Below are 19,663 nucleotides of genomic sequence, written 5' to 3' on the forward strand. Positions count from 1 at the left end.
GCCGGCGCGCCCGCCCGCGGGCGGACGCGCCGGCGCCCCCGTCGCTCAGGACTCGAAGCCGAGCGGCATGTACGTGTCGACGTTGTTCTTGGCGACCGTCTCGGAGGCCAGCGTGATCGACTGGGGCACCTGGAGCTCGACCAGGTCGGCCATGCCCTTGCCCTGCGCGATGAGCCGGCCGAGCTTGATCGCGGACGCGGCCATCGTCGGCGGGTAGGTGACGGTCGCCTCCAGCACGCCGCCGCCCGACTTGATGTCGCGCATCGCGTTGGCCGAGCCCGCGCCGCCGACCATGAAGAACTCCTTGCGGCCGGACTGCTTGATCGCGGCGAGCACGCCGACGCCCTGGTCGTCGTCGTGGTTCCACAGCGCGTCGATCTTCTTGTGCGCCTGGAGCAGGTTGCTCGCGACCTGGTTGCCGGACTCCACCGTGAACTTCGCGTCCTGCTTGGCGGTGACGGAGAAGCCGTAGGACTTCAGCGCGTCCGCGAAGCCCTTGCTGCGCTCCTGCGTCAGCGGCAGCGTCGCGATGCCCTGGATCTCCAGGATCACGGGGCTGGCGACGCCCTTGTCCTTCAGCTTCTTGCCGATGTAGTGGCCCGCGGAGACGCCCATGCCGTAGTTGTCGCCGCCGACCCACGTCCGGTACGACAGCTTGTCGGGGAAGACGCGGTCGAGGTTGACGACGGGGATCCCGGCGTCCATCGCCTTGCGGGCGACCTGGTTCAGCTGCTCCCCGTCGTTCGGCAGGATGACGAGCACGTCGACCTTCGCCCGGATCAGCGACTCGACGGCGGAGATCTGCTGGTTGATGTCGTTGGTCGGCTCGACCGGCTTGAACGTCACGTCCTTGTACTTCTTGGCCTGGCCCTCGGCGTTCTTGGCGATCGCCGCGATCCAGCCGTGGTCCGCGGCGGGCGCGGAGAACCCGATGGTGACCTGCTTGCCCGGCTTGTCGTTGTCGCCGCCGAGCGACCCGGCCTGCGCCGCCGGGCTCGGGTCGTCCTTCTCGTTGTTGCTGGTGCAGGCCGCGGCGAGGCTGCCCGCCGCGACGACGGCGCCGCCGAACAGGACGCCTCTGCGGGTGGGACGAGGGCTCTGATCACGCATGACGTGCTCCTGATCAAGGGATGGGTCGTCCCGCGCCGCGCGTTCCCCGGGACGCGCGGCGCCGGACGTGGGGGGTGGGGTGTCGGTCGCCGCCGGACGGTGCCGGACGGCCGCGGGCGAAAGGGCCGGGTGGGCGTGCGGGTCAGGTGGGCGAGCGGAGGCCGCGGCGCTGCAGCAGCACGGCGATCACGATGATCGCGCCCTTGGCGATCAGCTGGTCGCTGGTGTCCAGGCCGTTCAGGATGAACAGGTTGGTGATGAGCGTGAACACCAGCACGCCGAGGATCGACCCGATGACGGTGCCGCGCCCGCCGGTGAGCAGCGTGCCGCCGATGATGACGGCGGCGATCGCGTCCAGCTCGTAGAGGTCTCCGTGGGTGCTGGAGCCGGTGGTGGTCCGCGCCATGATGATGATCGCGGCGATGCCGCAGCAGAACCCGGACAGCGCGTACAGCAGCAGGGTGTGCCGGCGGACGTCGATGCCGGCCAGGCGCGCCGCCTCGGGGTTGCCGCCCACCGCGAACGTCCGGCGGCCGAACGTGGTGCGGTTGAGCAGCAGCCATCCGGCGGCGGCGACCGCGGCGAAGATGTACACGACGAGCGGCAGCCCGAGCACCTTGGTGGTGGACAGCGCCTCGATCGCGTCGTTCTCCGGCCGGACGAGCTGGGTCCTGCGGTCCGACATGCGCTGCGCGAGCCCGCGCGCCGCGACGAGCATCGCGAGGGTGGCGATGAACGGGACCAGCCGCCCGTAGGAGATCAGCAGCCCGCTGGCGACGCCCGCGCCGGTCCCGACGAGGATCGCGCACAGCGCCATCACCGCCGGGCCGTAGGACTGCGTCGCCACGGTCGTCGCCCACACCGACGCCAGCGCCATCACCGACCCGACGGACAGGTCGATCCCGCCGCCGATGATCACGAAGGTCTGGCCGACGGTGATCACGCCGATGGTGGCGGCGAGCGCGAGGATGCCGACGGCGTTCCCCGACGTCGCGAAGTTGTCCGGCTTGGTCGCCACGCCGACCGCGCACAGCAGCACGAGCGCGGCGACGAGCCCGAGGTGGTGGATCTCGCGGCCCTCCGCGGCGCCGCCCCGGCGCAACGGCCGCCACGGCCCGCCGCTCCCGCTCTTGCCGGCCGGCCGGGTCGGTGCCCCGCCGTGCCCGCCAGCGTCCTTCTCGGTCCGGGGGGCCGACCCTCCGGAGTGAAAGGTGTCCGTCACAGGGCACTCCCCTCCATGATCATGTTGAGCACGGCGCCCTCGTCGAGGTCGCGGGCGTCGCCGGTGTGCACGACGCGCCCCTCCCGGACGACGAGGACGCGGTCGGCGAGCCCGAGCACCTCGGGCACCTCGCCGGACACCAGCAGGACCCCGATCCCCCGCCCGGCCAGCTCGCGGATCACCGCGTACAGCTCGGCGCGGGCGCCGACGTCCACGCCGCGGGTGGGCTCGTCGAGGATCAGCAGCCGCAGGCCGGTCGTGCCGAGCAGCCAGCGGGCCAGCACGACCTTCTGCTGGTTGCCGCCCGACAGCGTCACCACCGGGCGGCGCGGGTCGGGCGGCCGGATGTCGAGCGCCTCGATCTGGCGCCGCACGTCGGCGAGCTCGCGGCGGCGGATGAGCCAGCCGAACGAGGCGTAGCGCGGCAGCGAGGCGACGGTGACGTTCGCGGCGACGGTCTCGTTCAGCAGCAGCGCCTGGCTCTTGCGCTCCTCGGGCGCCATGCCCATGCCGCGCCGCACCGCCGCGCCCGTGTCGCCGGGACGGACCGGGCGGCCGTCCACGAGCACCCGTCCCCGCGCGGGGCGCCGGGCCCCGTAGACCGTCTCCAGGATCTCCGAGCGCCCGGACCCGACGAGTCCGGCCAGCCCGACGATCTCGCCCGCGCGGACGGTGAGCGACACGTCCTCGAACGCCCCGGGGAGCGTGAGGCCCTCGACCCGCAGCACCTCGGGGCGGCCGTCCTCGGGCTCGGGCCGCTCCGGGAACACGTACTCCACGTCGCGCCCGGTCATCAGCGACACGATCTCGTCGGTGGAGGTGGTCCGCGCGGGCAGCCCGCCCGCGACGGACCGGCCGTCCTTGAGCACGGTCACCCGGTCGCCGATCTCGCGGATCTCCTCCAGCCGGTGCGAGATGTAGACGACGGCGACGCCGGCGGCGGTCAGCTCCCGGATGATGCGGAACAGGTTGGCGACCTCGTCGTGGGCGAGCGCGGCGGACGGCTCGTCCATCACGATGAGCCGGGCGTCGTGCGACAGGGCGCGGGCCATGCTGACGACCTGCTTGCCCGCCGCCGGCAGCCGGCCGACCTCGCGGCGCGGCGGGATCTCCCCGTGCCCGAGCCGGCCGAGCAGCTCCCGCGCCGCCCCCTCGGCCTCGCCCCGGCGCGTGAAGCCCAGCCGGGCCTTCTCGTGCCCGAGGAAGATGTTCTCGGCGACCGAGAGGCCGTCCACGAGGTCCAGCTCCTGGTAGATGGTGGCGATCCCGGCCCGCATGGCGGCGGTGGGTCCGGCGAGCCGCACCGGCGCCCCGCCGAACACGATCTCGCCCTGGTCGGGCTGGTGCGCACCGGCGAGCACCTTGATGAGCGTGGACTTGCCGGCGCCGTTCTGGCCGAGCAGGCAGTGCACCTCGCCGGGGCGGACGTCGAGGTCGACGCCGTCCAGGGCGCGGACGCCGGGGAACTGCTTGACGATGCCGCGCATCCGCAGCAGCGGTTCGGGTTCGGTCGAGCCCATCGGGCCTCCTCGGGGGCCGGGCAGGGGGTCAGGACGCGGAGAAGACGTGGTCGCTGATGAGCCGGGCGCCGCCGACCACTCCGGCGGCGCCGGCGAGTTCGGACAGCACGATCGGCAGGTTGCCGGTCGCGAGCGGCGCGGACCGCCGGTACACGACGCTGCGGATCTCGGCGAGCAGCGCGTGGCCGAGGCCCGCGACGCCGCCCGCGATGATGACGAGGCCGGGGTTGAAGAAGCTGACGAGCCCGGCGAGGACCTGGCCGACGTGCCGGCCGCCCTCCCGGATGATCTGCACGGCGGCCGGGTCGCCGGCGGCGGCCGCCTCGCCGACGTGCTCGGCGGCCAGCGCCCCGTGGGCCTCCAGCAGCGCCGCGAGCGCGGGCGAGCGCCCGGACCGCGCCGCCGCCTCCGCGTCCCGCGCGAGCGCCGCGCCGCCGAAGAACGCCTCCAGGCACCCGGCGTTTCCGCAGGCGCAGATCGGGCCGTCGTCGTCGACCCGGATGTGGCCGATGTCGCCCGCGCTGCCGGACACGCCGCGGTAGATGGCGCCGTCGACCACGATGCCGCAGCCGATCCCGGTGCCGATCTTCACGAGCAGGAAGTCGTCCACCGACCGGGCGAGCCCGGCGTGCAGCTCGCCCAGCGCCATGAGGTTCACGTCGTTGTCGACGAGCACCGGGCAGCCGAGCTCCTGGCCGATCGCGTCCCGCACCGGGAACCGGTCCCAGCCCGGCATGATCGGCGGGACGACCGGCATGCCGTCCCGGAAGCTGACCGGCCCGGGCACCCCGATGCCCGTCCCGTGCACCTGCGGGATCAGCCCCTCGTCGCGCAGCTTGCCGAGCAGGTCCAGGGCCCGGTCCAGCACGACGGTCGCGCCCTGCCGGACGTCGCACCGCTCGCTCACGTGGCCGAGGACCTCCAGCTCGCCGTCGGTCACCGCGACGTCGATCGAGGTCGCGCCGATGTCGAAGGCGACGAACCGCAGGCTCGGCGACAGCCGGACGATCCCGGACCGCCGCCCGCCGCGCGACGCGGCCAGCCCGGCCCCCTCCACGAGGCCCAGCTCGACGAGCCGGTCCAGCTCGACGGCGAGCTTCGACCGCGACAGCCGGACCACGTCGCCCAGCTCGGCGCGCGAGCGCGGCCCCTCGTCACGCAGCAGCCGCAGCAGGCGTGCCTGATGCACGTTCTGCGGACGAGCCGACATGCGCATCACGCCGTCCTCTCGGGAATCACGGGCCCGGCGCCGTGTGACGCCGGTCTCATGGCCGAGACCGTAACCCGCTTTCGCCGCTTTGAGAAGACCTTTTCACTAGATCATCCAAACTTTCCCCACTCAGAGGACAAAGCCGCACACAAGCAACGACCCCGCCCGGTACGCATGCGCGCACCGAGCGGGGCCGTGGCCCTCTGCGTCTGGCTAGTAGGACACCGTCTGGCGGCCTGAGCTCATCGTTCGCATGATGTGTTCGACCAGAGTGATGAGGACGCGCTTGGCGTCCTCGCGGTCGCGGACGTCGCAGGAGATCACGGGGATCTCCGGGGACAGGTCGAGGGCGTCGCGGACCTGGTCGGCCGAGTGCTGGCCGGCCCCGTCGAAGCGGTTGACCCCGATGATGAACGGGACGCCGCGGCGTTCGAAGTAGTCGACCGAGGCGAAGCAGTCGGCGAGGCGGCGGGTGTCGACGAGGACGACCGCCCCGAGCGCGCCCTTGGCCAGTTCGTCCCACATGAACCAGAACCGGTCCTGGCCGGGGGTACCGAACACGAACAGCACCAGGCCGTTGGGCAGGGTGATGCGCCCGAAGTCCATCGCCACGGTGGTCGTGGTCTTGGACGCGACGGCCGTGGTGTCGTCGATCCCGATGCTCTTCTCGGTCAGCGCCTCCTCGGTCCGCAGCGGGCGGATCTCGCTGACCGCGCTGACCAGGGTGGTCTTGCCGACGCCGAAGCCGCCGGCCACGAGGATCTTGACCGTCAGCGCCGAGTCGCCCTGCTGGGCGACCGCGTCAGAGCGCACGGATTCCATCGATCACTTCCTTGAGTACGCGCTCGCTGGGGAACTGCGCCACCGGCGCGGGGCGCCGGACCTGAATCAGCGAGTGGTCGAGCAGGTCGCCGAGCAGGACACGGACGACCCCGAGGGGAAGTTCCAGATCCGACGCTATCTCGGCGACCGACAACGGGGTGCGGCAAAGCTCCAGGATCATGTCATGTTCCGGCTCCGGTGCCCATGGGGCCGCCGGAAGTGCGTGGTCGTCCGCGGGCTCCGGCGGGTCGGCCGCGACGATCAGTGCGACCAGGTCGAACTCGACGCCGTCGTAGTGCGTCCGGCCTCGGGTCAGCGCGTACGGGCGGACGACGGGGCCCGCCGCGTCGTCGTACCAGGCCGTGCCGCCCATCTCACGCGCCGCCGGAGTCGGCCGCGGCGACCCGCGGGTTCGCCGACAGGTGCTGGCCGACCCGGGTGACCAGCATCGCCATCTCGTAGGCGATGATCCCGAGGTCGGCCTCGGCGTCGGCGAGGACGGCGAGGCAGGCGCCCCTGCCGGCGGCGGTGACGAACAGGAACGACGACTCCATCTCCACGATCGTCTGCCGGACGGGCCCGCCGCCGAACGACTCCCCGGCCCCGCGCGCCAGGCTCTGGAAGCTGGCGGCCACGGCGGCCAGGTGGTCGGACTCCTCTCGCGCCAGCCCGCTGGAGGCAGCGATCCGGAGGCCGTCGCTGGACAGCACCACCGCATTCTGCACCGGGGCGACCCGCTGGACGAGACTGTCCAGCAGCCAGTTGAGCTCACCTCCGGCTCCGCCCGGGACCTCCGCGCCGGAGTGCTGGGGCTGTGTCATGTGGCGTCGTCCTCCTGGTCACGTTCGTCGCCCGCGGCCTCCGCGTCGGCCGCGTCCTGCCGGCCGCGCTGCCAGCCGCGCTGCATCGCGGACATCATCGATCGCATCGTCTCGGGCGAGCGGGCTGCGCCGTCGTCCGGTTCCTCTCCCGTGGGAACGGTCCCGGCCGGGTCGCGCCCGGCCCCGTCCGCGGGGACGTCCATGGGGACGGGCGCGGCGAGCGGCATCCCGGCCGGCGCCGGGTCCGGGGGCGCCGGGGGCGCGGCCGGCTCCGGAGCGGGCGGCGGGGCCTGCCCCTGCGCGGCGAGGTGCGCGTCCACCCGCTCCTTGAGCTGGGGCGCCAGGTGCGTCTGCCGCCTGCGCTTGGGCAGTTCGCCCTCGCGCAGGGGCTGGGCAGGCTCCGGCGGCGCCTCGGCCTGCGCAGGCGCGGGCGGCGTCTCGGCTCGCGGAGGGGCCGCGGGCTCGGGCTCTTCGACGGGACGGGGCGGCGCGGGCGGGAGCGGCGCGGGCGGAAGGGGCTCGGCCTCGGCGACCAGCCGGACGAACCCGCCGGACTCGCCGCGCCCGGGCTCGGACGCGGGGCGGGCGGCGGCGGGGAGCGCGGCGGCCGGGTTCGGCAGCGCCTGCATCGGCCCGGTGGAACGGCGCACCGCGGACGGCTCCGGCTCCGAGCTCTCCACGATGAGCGAGCTCGGGATCAGCGCGATCGCCGTCGTCCCCCCGTACGGGGACGGGCGCAGGGTGACGGTGATGTCGTGCCGCTCGGCCAGCCGGGCGACGACGAACAGCCCGAGCTGCGCGCTGTCGGACGGGTCGAACTCGGGCGGGTGCGCGAGCCGCTCGTTGGCCCTGCGCAGCGCCTCCTCGGTCATCCCGAGCCCGCGGTCCTCGACCTCGATCGCGAACCCGCTGGCGACCGCGTGGCCGCTGACCCGCACCGGCGACTGCGGCGGCGAGAACGTGGTGGCGTTCTCCACCACCTCGGCGAGCAGGTGGATGACGTCGGCGACGGCGGAGCCGAGCAGCGCGACGCGCGGCAGCGGCTGCACCCGGACGCGCGGGTAGTCCTCGACCTCGGCGACGGCGCCGCGCACCACGTCCACCAGCGGGACGGGACGGCGCCAGCCGCGCCCGGCGGTCTTGCCGGCCAGGATGACCAGGCCCTCGGCGTGCCGGCGCATGCGCGTCGCGAGGTGGTCGAGGCGGAACAGGTCCGACAGCTCCGACGGGTCCTCGGTGCGGCGCTCCATGGTGTCGAGCAGGCTGAGCTGCCGGTGCAGCAGCGCCTGGTTGCGGCGGGCGAGGTTGACGAACACCTCGCTGATGCCGCGCCGGGCCGCGACCTCGCCCTCGGCGGCGACGAGCACGGCCTCGCGGGCGCGGTCGAAGGACTCGGCGATCTGCCGGATCTCGGTGATGCGGTAGTCGACCTCGGGGTCGGGCTCGGGTTCGACGGGGCTGCCGGCGCGGACCTGCTCGGCCAGCAGCGGCAGCCGCTTGCGCGTGAAGTCCATGACGCCGGAGGCGAGGGTGCGGCACTCCTGCAGCAGCCGCCGGGACACCCGGATCGCGATCAGCGCGGTCAGCACGATCGCGAGCAGGCCGGCGCCGCCGGCGAGGGCCAGCCGCGTGAAGGCGCCGATCGCGATGTGCTGCGCGTGGGCGGTGACGTCGTCGAGGACCCGGTTCTCCAGCTGGAACAGCTGCCCGTTGACGGTGTCGGCGAGGGACCGCCAGATGGCGGGCTCGATGACCGGCGTGTGCGGGGCGCGGGCGGCGGGCTGCCCGGTGCGGGCGCCCTCGGCGGGCCGAGCGCTCGCCTCACGGGTCTTGCGCACGGCGGCGCGGGGCGGCTCGGCACCGCGGATGACCCGGTCCTCCAGCGTCCGCAGCTGGACGAACGGCGCCGACGCGGCGAGCCGCTCGTAGCGTTCGTAGTCGTGGTGCAGGTTGGGCGCGTTGTCGGCGTACAGCAGCCGCTGGGCGCCGACGAGCTGCGCGAACTGGCCGCGCTCGGCGGCGGTGATGCGCCCGGCCGCCAGGGCGCCGGTCAGCAGGGCGTCCTCGCGCGACATGAACTCGCGGGCACGGCCGAACGAGGTGAGCGTGCGGGCGTGCGCGGTGATGGACCCGTCGCCCGGCGTGGTCGCGTTGTAGATGGCGAAGCCCGCGTCGATGATGTCGCTGTACTCCCGCAGCACCTGCGCGCGGTCGGCGACACGCTGGTCCACGCCGCGGCGGACGGAGCGCAGCGTGCCGATCCGGTCCACGAGCGTGTCCAGCCGGTCGACGACCTGGGGCTGGATCGAGCCCCGCAGCCCCTGGTCGCGGGCGCCCGCCCGGACCTCCTCGCCCGCCTCATCGGTGCTCTGCCGCTGCGTCCGCATCACGCCGGGCTCGGCCCGGGCGCCGCCGAGCTCGGCCATCGACAGCCGCCGCTCCTTCTGCAGCGCGTCGATGAGGCGCTGCGTGGGCAGCACGGTCTTCTCCTGGAACTGGCGGCTCTGCAGCAGCTGGTGCGCGTCGCCGTAGGTGAAGCCGGTGAGGAACGCCCACAGCGAGGCGAGCGCCAGCAGAGGCACCAGCACCAGCAGGCTGATCCTCGCCCGGATGGAGGAGAAGCGGGGGCCCATCACGGCTGGCGGACCCTGCTCACGTGTGTCGCGATCGGCATTGGGGGGCGGAACATGCGGGGGAAACCTCCCGATGCGTGGAGTACGGGGGTGTGCGGGAGCCTACTACGTCGCGGGTTCTCGATGATCGGCCATCGGGCCGCCGGGCGCCTCCTCCCGCTCGTCGGGCCAGGTCAGGACGTGCTCCATCAGCGCGATGAGCACCTCCTTGGACGACTCTCGGCGGCGCGCGTCGCACAGCACCACCGGGACGCCGGGGTCCAGGTCGAGCGCGATGGCGATGTCGCGCGGCCGGTGCGTGCGCTCGCCGTCGAAGCAGTTCACGGCCACCACGAACGGCAGGCCGCGGCGCTCGAAGTAGTCGATCGCCGGGAAGCAGCCGGTCAGCCGGCGCGTGTCGGCGAGCACGACGGCGCCGATCGCGCCGGTCGCCAGCTCGTCCCACATGAACCAGAACCGCTCCTGGCCGGGCGTGCCGAACAGGTAGAGCAGCAGCTGGTCCGACAGCGTGATGCGGCCGAAGTCCATGGCGACGGTCGTGGTCGACTTCGCGGCGACGCCGGACACGTCGTCCACCCCGGCGCCGCGGTCGGTCAGCGGCTCCTCGGTGTGCAGCGGGCGGATCTCGCTGACCGAGCCGACCATGGTGGTCTTGCCCGCGCCGAAACCGCCCGCGATGAGGATCTTGGTGGTGACGAGCCGCCCGGCCGCCGAGCCCGGCCCGGCGGCCGCGCCCTCAAAGCGCGCGGAGTCCATTGAGCACCTCCCTCAGCACGCCGGACGGGGGCCGGCGGCCCGCGGCCGGGTGCGCCTCGTCGACCACCGCGACCAGGCCCTCGTCCCGCAGGTCGCCGAGCAGCACCCGCACGACGCCGAGGGGCAGGCCGAGGTCGGCCGCGAGGTCGACGACCGCGACCGGCCGCGCGCAGCCGCGCAGCACCCGCGCGTGGTCGGGGCTGTAGCGCAGCCGGTCGCCCGGCGGGACGCCGGTGGCCGCGACCACCGCGATCAGCGCGAAGCCCGCGCCCTCGGGACGGGTCCGTCCGCGGGTCAGCGCGTAGGGGCGCACGAGCGGACCGGCCTCGCGGTCCAGCCAGCGCTCTCCCGGCGGGGTCATCGGTCAGAAGCCCCGCGGCGCGGACCCCCCGGCGCCTCCGAAGCCCTGGCCGCCCTGCTCCGCCCCGAATCTCGGGCTCGCCTGCAGGTGCTGGCCGACCCGCTTGACCAGCACCGCCATCTCGTAGGCGACGAGTCCGGCGTCGGCGTCCGCCTCGGCCAGCACCGCGAGGCACGTGCCGTCGCCCGCGGCCGTCACGAACAGCAGCAGCGCGTCCATCTCGATGATGGTCTGCCGGACGTTGCCGCCCGCGAAGTGCCGGCCGGCGCCGCGCGCGAGGCTCTGCACGCCGGACGCCAGCGCCGACAGGTGCTCGGCGTCCTCCCGGGCGAGCTCGTTGGAGGCGGCCACGGCCAGCCCGTCGCGCGAAAGGATCACCGCCTGCCGCACCGTCGTGACCCGCTGGGCGAAGTCGTTGAGCAGCCAGTTCAGCTCACCGGTCACGGTGTTGTGCATCATCGGGTCCCCTCATCCCCCATGTCGGACGCGCGTCCGCGCCGCCATCCCTGCTGTATCGATGCCATCAGCGAGCGTGCCTCCTCGGGCGAGCGTGCGACGGCCCCGGTCGTGACTTCGCCGGCCCCTGGCGGCGACGGGGGCCTCTTGCGCAGTTGCGGGGCCAGGTTCTTCTGCCGGACGCGGCGGGGCAGCCCGGCGTAGGTGCCCGCGGGCTCCCAGTCCTCGGCGGCCTCGTCCGCGGCGCCGTCCGCGGGGTAGGCGGCGTCCTCGCCGGCCACCGGAGCTCCGGGGTCGGCGGGCCGCTCGTCCGGCGGCGGCACCGCGTCGTCCGACCAGGGGTTCGGGGCGGGACGCGGCGGCGGGGTGGGCGCCGGCCGGTCCGGGACGCCCCACGGTGTGGCGGGCGTGGTGGGCGTGGTGGGCGCGGCGGGCGCCGGGTGCGCGGCGGGTCCGGGGGGCGCGGTGAGCTCGGGCAGCGCGGGCGGCGGCTCCAGCGGGCCGCCGGCGCCCTCCGCCTGCCCTGGAGCGTTCCGCCGGCGGCGCAGGTGCGGCTCCTCCACGGGGAGCGCGGTGAACTCCCCGGAGGCCGCGGAGTCGTGCAGCGGGACGACCGCGTCGGGGACGGGCGCGGGCAGGAGCGCCGGCGCCCACCCCTGCGCACCGCCGCCGGCGGTCTCGGCCGCGGCGTCCTCGTCGGGCCCCTCCCCGGGCGGCAGCATCCCGGCGGCCATCTGCTCGGCCGGCACCACGAGCTCGTGCGGGAACAGGACGATCGCGGTGACGCCGCCGTACGGGGAGCGCTGCAGGGTCACGGAGACGTCGTGGCGGGCGGCCAGCCGCGCGACGACGAACAGCCCGAGCTGGTCGGTGTCGACCAGGTCGTACTCGGGCGGCTCGGCCAGCCGCCGGTTGGCCTCGGCGAGCAGTTCGGGCTTCACGCCGAGGCCGCGGTCCTCGATCTCGACCGCGAACCCGGTGCCGACCCGCTCGGCCATCACCCGCACCTCGGTGTTGGGCGGGGAGAACGACGCCGCGTTCTCGATCAGCTCGGCCAGCAGGTGCACGACGTCGGTGACGGCCGCGCCGACCAGGCCGTCCTCGGCGTCGGTCAGCACGGTCGCGCGTGTGTAGTCCTCGATCTCCGAGACGGCCGCGCGCAGCACGTCGGCGAAGCGCACCGGCCGCCGCCACCCGCGCCCCGGCGTGGCGCCGGACAGGATGATGAGGCTCTCGGCGTGCCGCCGCATGCGGGTGGTGAGGTGGTCGATGCGGAACAGGTCTTCCAGGTCGTCGGCCTCGGCGCGGCTCTCCAGGCCGTCCAGCAGCGTCAGCTGGCGGTGCAGGAGCGACTGGTTGCGGCGGGCGATGTTGAGGAAGATGCGGCTGACGCCGGCGCGCAGCTCGGCCTGGCCCACGGCGGCGTCGACGGCGGTCCGCTGCACCTTGGCGAAGGCCTCGGCGAGCCGGGCGACCTCGGCGGTGCGCCCGGCGCTCAGCGGCGGGGCCTCCGCGGCGACGTCGACGCTCTCGTTGCGGCTGAGCCGCCGGACGATGCCGGGCAGCCGCTGCTCGGCGAGCTCCTCGGCGGACCCGCGCAGCCCGACCAGCTCGCGGACGAACCCGCGCGCGAACCGCAGCGACAGCAGCACCGAGAGCAGGATCGCCAGCAGGCCGAGGCCGCCGACGGCGGCGAGCCTGAGGTAGGCCTCGCGGCCGAGGTCGTCGGCGTGCTCCCCGGCGCGCTTGGAGTTGCCGAGCACCATCGCGTTGACCGACAGCACGAGCGGCTGCGCGGTCCGCTGCCACTCGGCGGCCTGGACGGGCAGCGGCCTGCGCGGGTCGGCGTCGGCGATCCGGTCCTCCATCGCCTTGAACGCCTGGTACTGCGGGGACGCGAAGACCTGCGCGGTGCCGGTCCGGTAGACCGCGGGGTCGAGCATCGAGCGCTGCTTGGACCATTGCCAGCGCTGCTCGCCGACCATTTCCACGAACAGCCGGTGCTCGGCGGCGGTCATCCGGCCCCGGGTGATGAAGGCGCCCGCGACCAGCGCGTTCTCGCGCTGGAGCAGCTCCATGGCGCGACCGGCGTGCCGGGTGGAGAGCGTCCAGTTGTAGAGCCCGGAGTCGTCGATGACCACGAGGCTGTCGTAGAGCCGGTGCATGTCGTCGACCATCGTGCCGTAGCCGTTGACCGCGGCCAACCGGTCGACGGACCGGGCGTCGACCGCGGCGCGCAGCCCGCCGAGCCCGCCGAGCGCCCGCAGGACGTCGTCGACGCGGGACTCCATCTGGGCGTTGGTGGCGCTGCGCGCGGCGGCGGAGGTGGCCTCGCGGCGGAAGTGCTCGACGGCCGCGTCGACGCGCGAGCGCTGCGACACCAGGGCGGCGGGGGTGGCGCCCGCGGCGGAGCGCGGGGTGCTGAGGAACACGGCCGAGGCCAGGCGCTCCTTGCCCAGCTCGACCAGGACGCCCTGGCCGCTCGGCGCGAACTTGCGGTCGAGCGTGTGGTACCGGCGCTGGGCGAGCGCGTCGCGGCCGGTGACGATCGCGGCGTATCCCCAGAGCGCGACGAGTGAGAGCAGCGGCACGAGCAGCAGCGCGGTGACCTTCGAGCGGATCGACCGCCTACGGGGGGATTTCATGTGACCTCGAACGTTCCGGCACGGAGGGTCCCTGGATCATAAAGGCCGCCCGCGACGCCCCCGCAACCCCTTGACGGCATTCGGCCGCATTTGCTGCCATTCATTGCTACCTGCGGCAATGCGCGGAGGCAAGACGATCTTGGCGAGCCTCGCGGGAAGAGGATAGCGGCAAATCCGGACAATTTGCTTCATTTCCCCCTGTTGCTCCGCAAGATTGCGCCATACTCTGCTTCTTCATCCACCGCCCGCACCGCGGCCGGTCCGGGAAGGAGACCCACGATTCCTACAGGCAACGACGACGGCCGGGCCGGGAGGACGGCTCCCGGGCCGGAGGGCGTTACGATGCCCGCCGTGAGTCCCGAAAGCCAGGCATCCGAGGCATTGCCGTCGCGACGGCGCCGCACACCCCGCGGCGGCCGGCACCGCGGCGACGAGTCCTTCCTGCTGCCCCCCGGATCCCCCACGCTCGTCCTCGCCGTCCCCGGACCCGCCAGGCGGGCCGGCACCGACATCGGCGCCGAGCTCGCCCGGCTCGTCGAGATCGAGCACACCGGGCAGCCGGCCCATGTCGGGCACCTGGAGGGCGACGAGGCGAGCCTGCACGCCGTGCTCGCCGGACTCCGGCAGCGGGACGACGAGCTCGCGGCCGTGGTCGTACCGCTGTCCACCGGTCCCGACCCGGCGCTGGACGCCGCCGTGCGCGCCGCCGTGGCGGCCGCGCCCGTGCGCACCGTCGCCGCCGAGCCGCTCGGCCCGCACCCGCTCATCGCCGAGGCGCTGCACGACCGGCTCGCCGACGCGGGGCTCGCCCGCGCCGACCGCATCAGGCTCATGACGATGGTGACGGCCGCGTCCGGTGTGATCGTCGCCACCCCGGGCGACGCGGCCGCCGTCCGGCAGGCCGAGGTCACCGGCGTGCTCCTCGCCTCCCGGCTCGCGGCCCCCGTCTTCACAGCCTCGCTGAACGACGAGGCGTCGGTGAAGGCCGCCTACGAGCAGCTGCGCGCGGCCGGCGCCGCGTCCATCGCCGTCGCCCCGCACCTGATCGGGCCCGAGCCGGAGGCCGCGCTGGTCCCGGCCGCCGCCGCCTCCGTGGGCTCCGCCCACTCCGCGCCCCTCGGCGCGCACCCGGCCCTGGCCCGCCTGGCCGCACTCCGCTACGTCGAAGCCCTCTCCACCGCCCTCGCCGACTAGCGCCGTCGCCACCGGGTGCGTCGACCTGCGGCATGTTGCCCTTATGGCGGCGGCGGTAAGGGCAACACGCCGCAAGTCGACGCGGGGATTCTCAGCGGTTCTTGAACTCGGGGCGGCGTTTCTCCAGGGTGGCCGTCATGCCTTCGGCGAGGTCCTCGCTGAAGAAGGCGAGGGTCTGGACGGCCGTCTCCGCCATGAGCTGCCGGCGCAGGCCCGGGACGTCCAGGGACGCGTTGAGCAGTTCCTTCGTGCGGCTCAGGCCGTAGGGGGACCTGGTGAGCAGCTCGTCGGCGAGGGCCTGGGCGGCCGCCAGGTCCCCGCCCTCGGGGGCGATCTCGGTGATGAGGCCGAGGGCGTCGGCGCGGGCCGCGTCCAGGCGCTGCGCCCGGTAGGTGATCTCGGCGGCCTTCGCCGGGCCCACGAGGCGCGGCAGCAGCCAGGACAGGCCGCAGTCGCCGGCCGACAGCCCGAGGTCGACGAACGGGACGACGAAGCGGGTCGTCGGGTCGGCGACCCGCAGGTCGCAGGCCAGCGCCCAGGACACGCCCATGCCCGCGACGGGGCCGTGCAGCGCCGCGATCACCGGCTGCGGGATCTCCCGCAGCCGCGCGGTGACCTCGCCGCCGCGGGCGATGCCCCGGTAGAGCCGCTGGACGCGCCCCTCCCCGGCCGGCTCGCCCGGGTCGCCGCCCTGGATGTCCATCCCCGAGCAGAACCCGCGGCCCGCGCCGGTGAGCACGACCACGCGGGTGGAGGGGTCGCGCGCCAGCCCGTGGAGGACGTCCAGCATCTCCTCGGTCAGCGCGCCGTCGACCGCGTTCAGGCGCTCCGGGCGGGACAGGGTGATCGTGAGCACCCCGTCCCGCCGGTCGAGCTCGATCCCGGCCAACGGCTCAGGACGTGAGCTGCTGGATCAGCGGGCCCATCTGCTCGCCCACGTTCCCGAACACGGTCAGCGGCTCGTTGGCGCTGATGGCCGCCCAGTTGTCCCGGACGTCCTCGACCGACAGCGTCGCATTCTGCCCGTAGCCGGGGCCCTCCGCCACGAAGATCTTCGCGATCCGGCCGCCGCCGACCGTGTAGACCTGGCCGGAGTCCTCGACCGAGTCGTGGACGAGGTAGGCGACGAGCGGCGTCACCTGCTCGACGCCGAGCTTGTCGGCGAAGTCGGCGGGCAGCAGGTCCTCGGTCATGCGGGTCCAGGCCACCGGGGCGATCGCGTTGGCCTTGATGTTGTACTTCGCGCCCTCCTGGGCGAGGGTCTTGGTGAACCCGACGAGGCCCATCTTGGCCGTGCTGTAGTTGGCCTGGCCGAAGTTGCCGAACAGGCCCGCGGGCGACGAGGTGTTCACGATCCGGCCGTAGCCCTGCTCGCGCAGGTGCGGCCAGGCGGCGCTGGAGACCAGGAACGAGCCGCGCAGGTGGACGGCGATGACCGCGTCGAACTCCTCGACCGACATGTTCTTGAACGACTTGTCGCGCAGGATGCCCGCGTTGTTGACCACGATGTCGACCTTGCCGAACGCGTCCAGCGCGGTCTTGACGATCGCCTGGGCGCCCTCGGGGGTGGCGACGTTGTCGGGGTTCGCGACGGCCTCGCCGCCGTTCTTCTTGATCTCGTCCACGACCTCCTGGGCGGGGCCGGCGGAGGCGCCGGTACCGGTCCGGTCACCGCCGAGGTCGTTGACGACGACCTTGGCGCCGCGCGCGGCGAGCTCCAGCGCGTGCTGGCGGCCGAGGCCGTGGCCAGCCCCGGTCACGACCGCCACGCGGCCGTCGTAGCGCAGTTCCGACATCTCGTGTCTCCTCACATCGCACCGACTACGCCCCCAGGTAATCATCGGGGGGTTACCAGTGGTACCACTGAACCGAATCGCGCTCGGCCGCGACCCCCGGGGTTCCTTCCCGGCCGTGCGCCGGATCAGTCCCGCGTAGGGTGGGACGAGGGAGGAAGTTGCGGAGATCGCCGCAATTCTCCCGTGCCTGCCGCGTAGTCTCCTCACTCGTCGACGCCGCCAGGAGCAACGGAGGTCCCGTCTCGATGAGCCTCGCCGACGCGTCCCCGTCCGGCCGCCGCCACCGCGTGGTCCAGTGGGCGACGGGCGCGCTCGGCCGCAGCGCGATCCGGGGGGTCCTCGACCGCGACGACATGGAGCTCGCCGGCGTGTGGGTGCACACCCCGGCCAAGGTGGGCGCCGACGCCGGGACGCTGGCGGGCCGCGACCCGGTCGGCGTCACCGCGACCGGCGACCTCGGCGAGATCCTCGACCTGAAGGCCGACTGCGTCGTCTACGCCCCGAGCCCCGCGCGCGACCGGTTCGCCGAACTGGAGACGATCTGCGCGCTGCTGGCGTCCGGCAAGAACCTGATCTCCCTCAGCGGGCTGGTCTACCCGCAGGCGCACGGCCCGTTCTTCGTGAACGAGCTGGAGCAGGCCTGCAAGCGCGGCGGGGTGTCGGTGCACGGCAGCGGCGTCAGCCACGGCTTCATGGCCGACGTGATGCCGCTGGTGCTGTCGCGGCTGTCCCGCCGGATCACCCACGTCTACGCCCGCGAGTGCACCGACTTCGCCCGGCACCCCTCCTGGCGGATGGTCCACCGCGTGCTCGGGTTCGGCAAGGACGAGGAGGCGTACCTGCGCGCGCTGCGGCCCACCCGCGCCGCGATGCGCATGCTGTTCTCCGAGAGCCTGCACCTGATCGCCGCCGGGCTCGGCGTCGAGCTGGACGAGATCGACGTTGACGTCGACCACCGGCTGGCCGGCGCCGACCTCTCCACCGCCGCCGGGCCGATCCCGCGCGGCACGGTCGCCGCCGCCCGCTGGACGTTCAGCGGCATCGCCGCCGGCCGCCCCGTCATCACCGTCGAGGTCGTGCACAAGGCCGACGCCGCGCGGATGCCCGACGAGTGGGGCCGGCCCGGGTACTCGCTGCGCGTGGACGGCCGGCCCTCGCTCACGCTGTCGGCCGGCGAGGAGTGGGTCTCCGACGCGGTCTCCGCGGCGTCCGCGCACGCGCTGAACTCCGTCCCGGCCGTCTGCGCCGCCGACCCCGGCATCCGCACCTACCTCGACCTGCCGATGATCACCGGCCAGATGCACCTCTGAGCGCTCCCGGCATCGGGACGGCCGGTCAGGACGGCAGCGTCGACGCCGACTCGTCCGCTTCCTCTTCCTCGTCCTCGGCGGCCTCCTCGGCGGCCTGCGCCTCGGCCTCCTCGCGCGCCTCCCGGCGGTGCTTGCGGACGCTCCAGACCACCAGCGCGACGACGGCCGCGGCCGCCAGCCCGATCGCCAGGCCCCGCCCCGCGAGCTTGGCCGCGTGCTCGAACGCCGTGCCCGCGAAGAAGCCGCCGAGCGTGAACGTCACGACCCAGACGACGCCGCCGATGACGTTGAAGAGCAGGAACTTCGGATACGGCAGCCGCGAACTGCCCGCGAGGGCCGGCATGAGCGCCCGCAGCAGCGCCGTGAACCGTCCGATGAACACCGCGAACGCGCCGCGCCGGCGGATCAGGTCCTGCGCGGCCGCGACCTTCGCGCGGTGTCTTCGCATCATCTTGACGTCCAGCAGCCGCGGCCCGTACTTGCGGCCGATCTCGTAGCCGACCGAGTCGCCCGTCACGGCGGCGAAGACCGCGATGACCAACAGCAGCGGCAGCGACAGGACGTGCTGGCTGGCGAGGACGCCGCCGACCACGATCGCCGTCTCGCCGGGGAACACGAACCCGACGAACAGCGCTGCCTCGGCGAACACCAGCGCCGCGATGATCAGGTAGATCATCGCGGGCGGCAGGCCGTCCACCAGGGCGTTGAATTGCTCGAGCATGGACCCCCGCCACCTCGTCGATCCGCCGGGCCGGCCTCGCGGCCGTTTCACACTGGATACCGACGGTTATGGTAGCCGCGGGGTTCCCGGACCCGGATCGCCCGCAGGGGTCGGTCTCCGGGTCGTCCTCACCTACTTGAGAGGGAGACGGGCATGAGCGTGCAGGAGGTCGAGGGAGGCCGTTTCGTCCGGCAGGCGAACCGGTTCACCGAGCGGATCACCGCGGACGGGTCGAGCGGTCTGCCCGCCGAGCCCGGCAGGTACCGGCTCTTCGTCTCCTACGCCTGCCCGTGGGCCCACCGGACGCTCATCGTGCGGCGCCTGCTGGGCCTGGAGGACGTCATCGGCGTCGGGGTCGTCGACCCCATCCGGGACGAGAAGGGCTGGCGGTTCCCCGACCGCGACCCCGTGACCGGCGCCGTCTTCCTTTCGGAGCTGTACCTGTCCACGGACCCCGCGTTCCAGGGCCGCTACACCGTGCCCTGCATCTGGGACACCGAGAGCGAGCGCCTCGTCACCAACGACTTCCCGAACATCACCACGATGTTCGAGACCGAGTTCACCGCCCACCACCGCCCCGGCGCGCCCGACCTGTACCCCGAGGCGCTGCGCCCCGAGATCGACGAGCTGAACGACCTCGTCTACCACACCGTGAACAACGGCGTTTACAAGGCCGGCTTCGCCACCTCGCAGGGCGCCTACGAGGAGGCCTTCGACGCCCTCTTCGACACCCTGGACCGGCTGGAGGAGCGCCTGGGCACCCGCCGCTACCTCTTCGGAGACGAGATCACCGAGGCCGACGTCCGGCTCTACCCGACGCTCGCCCGCTTCGACGCCGTCTACCACGGCCACTTCAAGTGCAACCTGCGGCGCCTCGCCGACTACGGCAACCTCTGGGGCTACGCCCGCGACCTGTACTCGATCCCGGCGTTCGGCGAGACCACTAACTTCGACCACATCAAGCGGCACTACTACGTGACGCAGCGCAACATCAACCCGTCCGGCGTCGTCGCCAAGGGTCCGCTCGTGGACTGGACGTCCCCGCACGACCGGGGACGTTGACGGCCTCTGCCTCGTTATGCTGGC

Annotated in this window: 18 protein-coding genes; 3 read left to right on the forward strand and 15 right to left on the reverse strand. The window is 73.7% G+C overall.

Annotated elements, in window-relative coordinates:
- Positions 1 to 45: 45 nt before the first annotated feature.
- The 12 genes from K4S16_RS39225 to K4S16_RS39275 all read right to left on the reverse strand — a co-directional run bounded on the left by K4S16_RS39225 (position 46) and on the right by K4S16_RS39275 (position 13,556).
- Positions 46 to 1,110: an ABC transporter substrate-binding protein gene (locus tag K4S16_RS39225; RefSeq protein ID WP_149264161.1), complete on the reverse strand. Its 1,065-nt coding sequence runs from the start codon at positions 1,108 to 1,110 to the stop codon at positions 46 to 48.
- Positions 1,111 to 1,252: 142 nt separating this feature from the next.
- Positions 1,253 to 2,332, reverse strand: coding sequence for an ABC transporter permease (locus K4S16_RS39230; RefSeq protein ID WP_235037376.1), 1,080 nt, complete (start codon positions 2,330 to 2,332; stop codon positions 1,253 to 1,255).
- On the reverse strand, positions 2,329 to 3,852 hold the full coding sequence (locus tag K4S16_RS39235) for a sugar ABC transporter ATP-binding protein (RefSeq protein ID WP_149264162.1): 1,524 nt from the start codon (positions 3,850 to 3,852) through the stop codon (positions 2,329 to 2,331). Before K4S16_RS39235 ends, K4S16_RS39230 begins: the two co-directional genes overlap by 4 nt.
- Positions 3,853 to 3,880: 28 nt before the next feature.
- Complete coding sequence (locus K4S16_RS39240) at positions 3,881 to 5,068, reverse strand: ROK family transcriptional regulator (protein WP_200842374.1); 1,188 nt, start codon at positions 5,066 to 5,068, stop codon at positions 3,881 to 3,883.
- A gap of 207 nt (positions 5,069 to 5,275) precedes the next feature.
- The gene (locus K4S16_RS39245) at positions 5,276 to 5,884 is read right to left on the reverse strand and encodes an ATP/GTP-binding protein (RefSeq protein WP_149264163.1); all 609 of its coding nucleotides are present in this window, start codon (positions 5,882 to 5,884) and stop codon (positions 5,276 to 5,278) included.
- Positions 5,865 to 6,257, reverse strand: coding sequence for a DUF742 domain-containing protein (locus K4S16_RS45310; RefSeq protein WP_200842375.1), 393 nt, complete (start codon positions 6,255 to 6,257; stop codon positions 5,865 to 5,867). Before K4S16_RS45310 ends, K4S16_RS39245 begins: the two co-directional genes overlap by 20 nt.
- 1 nt (position 6,258) lies before the next feature.
- Positions 6,259 to 6,705 (reverse strand): roadblock/LC7 domain-containing protein, encoded by a 447-nt coding sequence (locus K4S16_RS45315; RefSeq protein WP_200842376.1) that lies wholly within the window; start codon positions 6,703 to 6,705, stop codon positions 6,259 to 6,261.
- Positions 6,702 to 9,338 (reverse strand): nitrate- and nitrite sensing domain-containing protein, encoded by a 2,637-nt coding sequence (locus K4S16_RS39255; protein ID WP_149264221.1) that lies wholly within the window; start codon positions 9,336 to 9,338, stop codon positions 6,702 to 6,704. Before K4S16_RS39255 ends, K4S16_RS45315 begins: the two co-directional genes overlap by 4 nt.
- A gap of 105 nt (positions 9,339 to 9,443) precedes the next feature.
- Positions 9,444 to 10,094: an ATP/GTP-binding protein gene (locus tag K4S16_RS39260; protein ID WP_149264165.1), complete on the reverse strand. Its 651-nt coding sequence runs from the start codon at positions 10,092 to 10,094 to the stop codon at positions 9,444 to 9,446.
- Positions 10,075 to 10,455: a DUF742 domain-containing protein gene (locus K4S16_RS39265; protein ID WP_149264166.1), complete on the reverse strand. Its 381-nt coding sequence runs from the start codon at positions 10,453 to 10,455 to the stop codon at positions 10,075 to 10,077. The genes K4S16_RS39260 and K4S16_RS39265 overlap by 20 nt, the downstream gene beginning before the upstream one ends.
- Positions 10,456 to 10,458: 3 nt before the next feature.
- Positions 10,459 to 10,911: a roadblock/LC7 domain-containing protein gene (locus K4S16_RS39270; RefSeq protein ID WP_149264222.1), complete on the reverse strand. Its 453-nt coding sequence runs from the start codon at positions 10,909 to 10,911 to the stop codon at positions 10,459 to 10,461.
- A complete protein-coding gene (locus K4S16_RS39275; protein ID WP_149264167.1) occupies positions 10,911 to 13,556 on the reverse strand; it encodes a nitrate- and nitrite sensing domain-containing protein in 2,646 nt (881 codons plus the stop codon). The genes K4S16_RS39270 and K4S16_RS39275 overlap by 1 nt, the downstream gene beginning before the upstream one ends.
- A 351-nt stretch (positions 13,557 to 13,907) precedes the next feature.
- Here K4S16_RS39275 and K4S16_RS39280 point away from each other — a divergent pair, with 351 nt between their 5' ends.
- Positions 13,908 to 14,750: a sirohydrochlorin chelatase gene (locus tag K4S16_RS39280; protein WP_149264168.1), complete on the forward strand. Its 843-nt coding sequence runs from the start codon at positions 13,908 to 13,910 to the stop codon at positions 14,748 to 14,750.
- Between the two features lie 91 nt (positions 14,751 to 14,841).
- Here K4S16_RS39280 and K4S16_RS39285 read toward each other — a convergent pair whose 3' ends face one another.
- Both K4S16_RS39285 and K4S16_RS39290 read right to left on the reverse strand, forming a co-directional pair.
- On the reverse strand, positions 14,842 to 15,639 hold the full coding sequence (locus K4S16_RS39285) for an enoyl-CoA hydratase/isomerase family protein (protein ID WP_149264169.1): 798 nt from the start codon (positions 15,637 to 15,639) through the stop codon (positions 14,842 to 14,844).
- A 4-nt stretch (positions 15,640 to 15,643) separates the two neighbouring features.
- Positions 15,644 to 16,546, reverse strand: coding sequence for an SDR family oxidoreductase (locus K4S16_RS39290; RefSeq protein ID WP_149264170.1), 903 nt, complete (start codon positions 16,544 to 16,546; stop codon positions 15,644 to 15,646).
- Between the two features lie 245 nt (positions 16,547 to 16,791).
- Here K4S16_RS39290 and K4S16_RS39295 point away from each other — a divergent pair, with 245 nt between their 5' ends.
- Positions 16,792 to 17,856, forward strand: coding sequence for a dihydrodipicolinate reductase (locus tag K4S16_RS39295; RefSeq protein ID WP_149264171.1), 1,065 nt, complete (start codon positions 16,792 to 16,794; stop codon positions 17,854 to 17,856).
- Between the two features lie 25 nt (positions 17,857 to 17,881).
- On the opposite strand, the gene K4S16_RS39300 is transcribed toward K4S16_RS39295, so the two are convergent.
- Positions 17,882 to 18,577, reverse strand: a complete 696-nt coding sequence (locus tag K4S16_RS39300; RefSeq protein ID WP_149264172.1) for a DedA family protein — start codon at positions 18,575 to 18,577, stop codon at positions 17,882 to 17,884.
- 153 nt (positions 18,578 to 18,730) lie between these two features.
- Here K4S16_RS39300 and K4S16_RS39305 point away from each other — a divergent pair, with 153 nt between their 5' ends.
- Entirely contained in the window at positions 18,731 to 19,639 is a 909-nt protein-coding gene (locus tag K4S16_RS39305; RefSeq protein ID WP_149264173.1) for a glutathione S-transferase family protein, read from the forward strand.
- Positions 19,640 to 19,663 lie beyond the last annotated feature (24 nt).

The organism is Actinomadura sp. K4S16 (assembly GCF_008327685.1).
GTDB lineage: Bacteria > Actinomycetota > Actinomycetes > Streptosporangiales > Streptosporangiaceae > Spirillospora.

What these genes read in the sequence shown, in the direction of transcription:
- K4S16_RS39235 (WP_149264162.1), bottom strand. Translation starts at nt 3,852, where the DNA reads ATGGGCTCGACCGAACCCGAACCGCTGCTGCGGATGCGCGGCATCGTC.
- K4S16_RS45315 (WP_200842376.1), bottom strand. Translation starts at nt 6,705, where the DNA reads ATGACACAGCCCCAGCACTCCGGCGCGGAGGTCCCGGGCGGAGCCGGA.
- K4S16_RS39245 (WP_149264163.1), bottom strand. Translation starts at nt 5,884, where the DNA reads ATGGAATCCGTGCGCTCTGACGCGGTCGCCCAGCAGGGCGACTCGGCG.
- K4S16_RS39305 (WP_149264173.1), top strand. Translation starts at nt 18,731, where the DNA reads ATGAGCGTGCAGGAGGTCGAGGGAGGCCGTTTCGTCCGGCAGGCGAAC.
- K4S16_RS39240 (WP_200842374.1), bottom strand. Translation starts at nt 5,068, where the DNA reads ATGCGCATGTCGGCTCGTCCGCAGAACGTGCATCAGGCACGCCTGCTG.
- K4S16_RS39295 (WP_149264171.1), top strand. Translation starts at nt 16,792, where the DNA reads ATGAGCCTCGCCGACGCGTCCCCGTCCGGCCGCCGCCACCGCGTGGTC.
- K4S16_RS39270 (WP_149264222.1), bottom strand. Translation starts at nt 10,911, where the DNA reads ATGCACAACACCGTGACCGGTGAGCTGAACTGGCTGCTCAACGACTTC.
- K4S16_RS39265 (WP_149264166.1), bottom strand. Translation starts at nt 10,455, where the DNA reads ATGACCCCGCCGGGAGAGCGCTGGCTGGACCGCGAGGCCGGTCCGCTC.
- K4S16_RS39260 (WP_149264165.1), bottom strand. Translation starts at nt 10,094, where the DNA reads ATGGACTCCGCGCGCTTTGAGGGCGCGGCCGCCGGGCCGGGCTCGGCG.
- K4S16_RS39275 (WP_149264167.1), bottom strand. Translation starts at nt 13,556, where the DNA reads ATGAAATCCCCCCGTAGGCGGTCGATCCGCTCGAAGGTCACCGCGCTG.
- K4S16_RS39255 (WP_149264221.1), bottom strand. Translation starts at nt 9,338, where the DNA reads ATGGGCCCCCGCTTCTCCTCCATCCGGGCGAGGATCAGCCTGCTGGTG.
- K4S16_RS45310 (WP_200842375.1), bottom strand. Translation starts at nt 6,257, where the DNA reads ATGGGCGGCACGGCCTGGTACGACGACGCGGCGGGCCCCGTCGTCCGC.
- K4S16_RS39300 (WP_149264172.1), bottom strand. Translation starts at nt 18,577, where the DNA reads ATGCTCGAGCAATTCAACGCCCTGGTGGACGGCCTGCCGCCCGCGATG.
- K4S16_RS39290 (WP_149264170.1), bottom strand. Translation starts at nt 16,546, where the DNA reads ATGTCGGAACTGCGCTACGACGGCCGCGTGGCGGTCGTGACCGGGGCT.
- K4S16_RS39225 (WP_149264161.1), bottom strand. Translation starts at nt 1,110, where the DNA reads ATGCGTGATCAGAGCCCTCGTCCCACCCGCAGAGGCGTCCTGTTCGGC.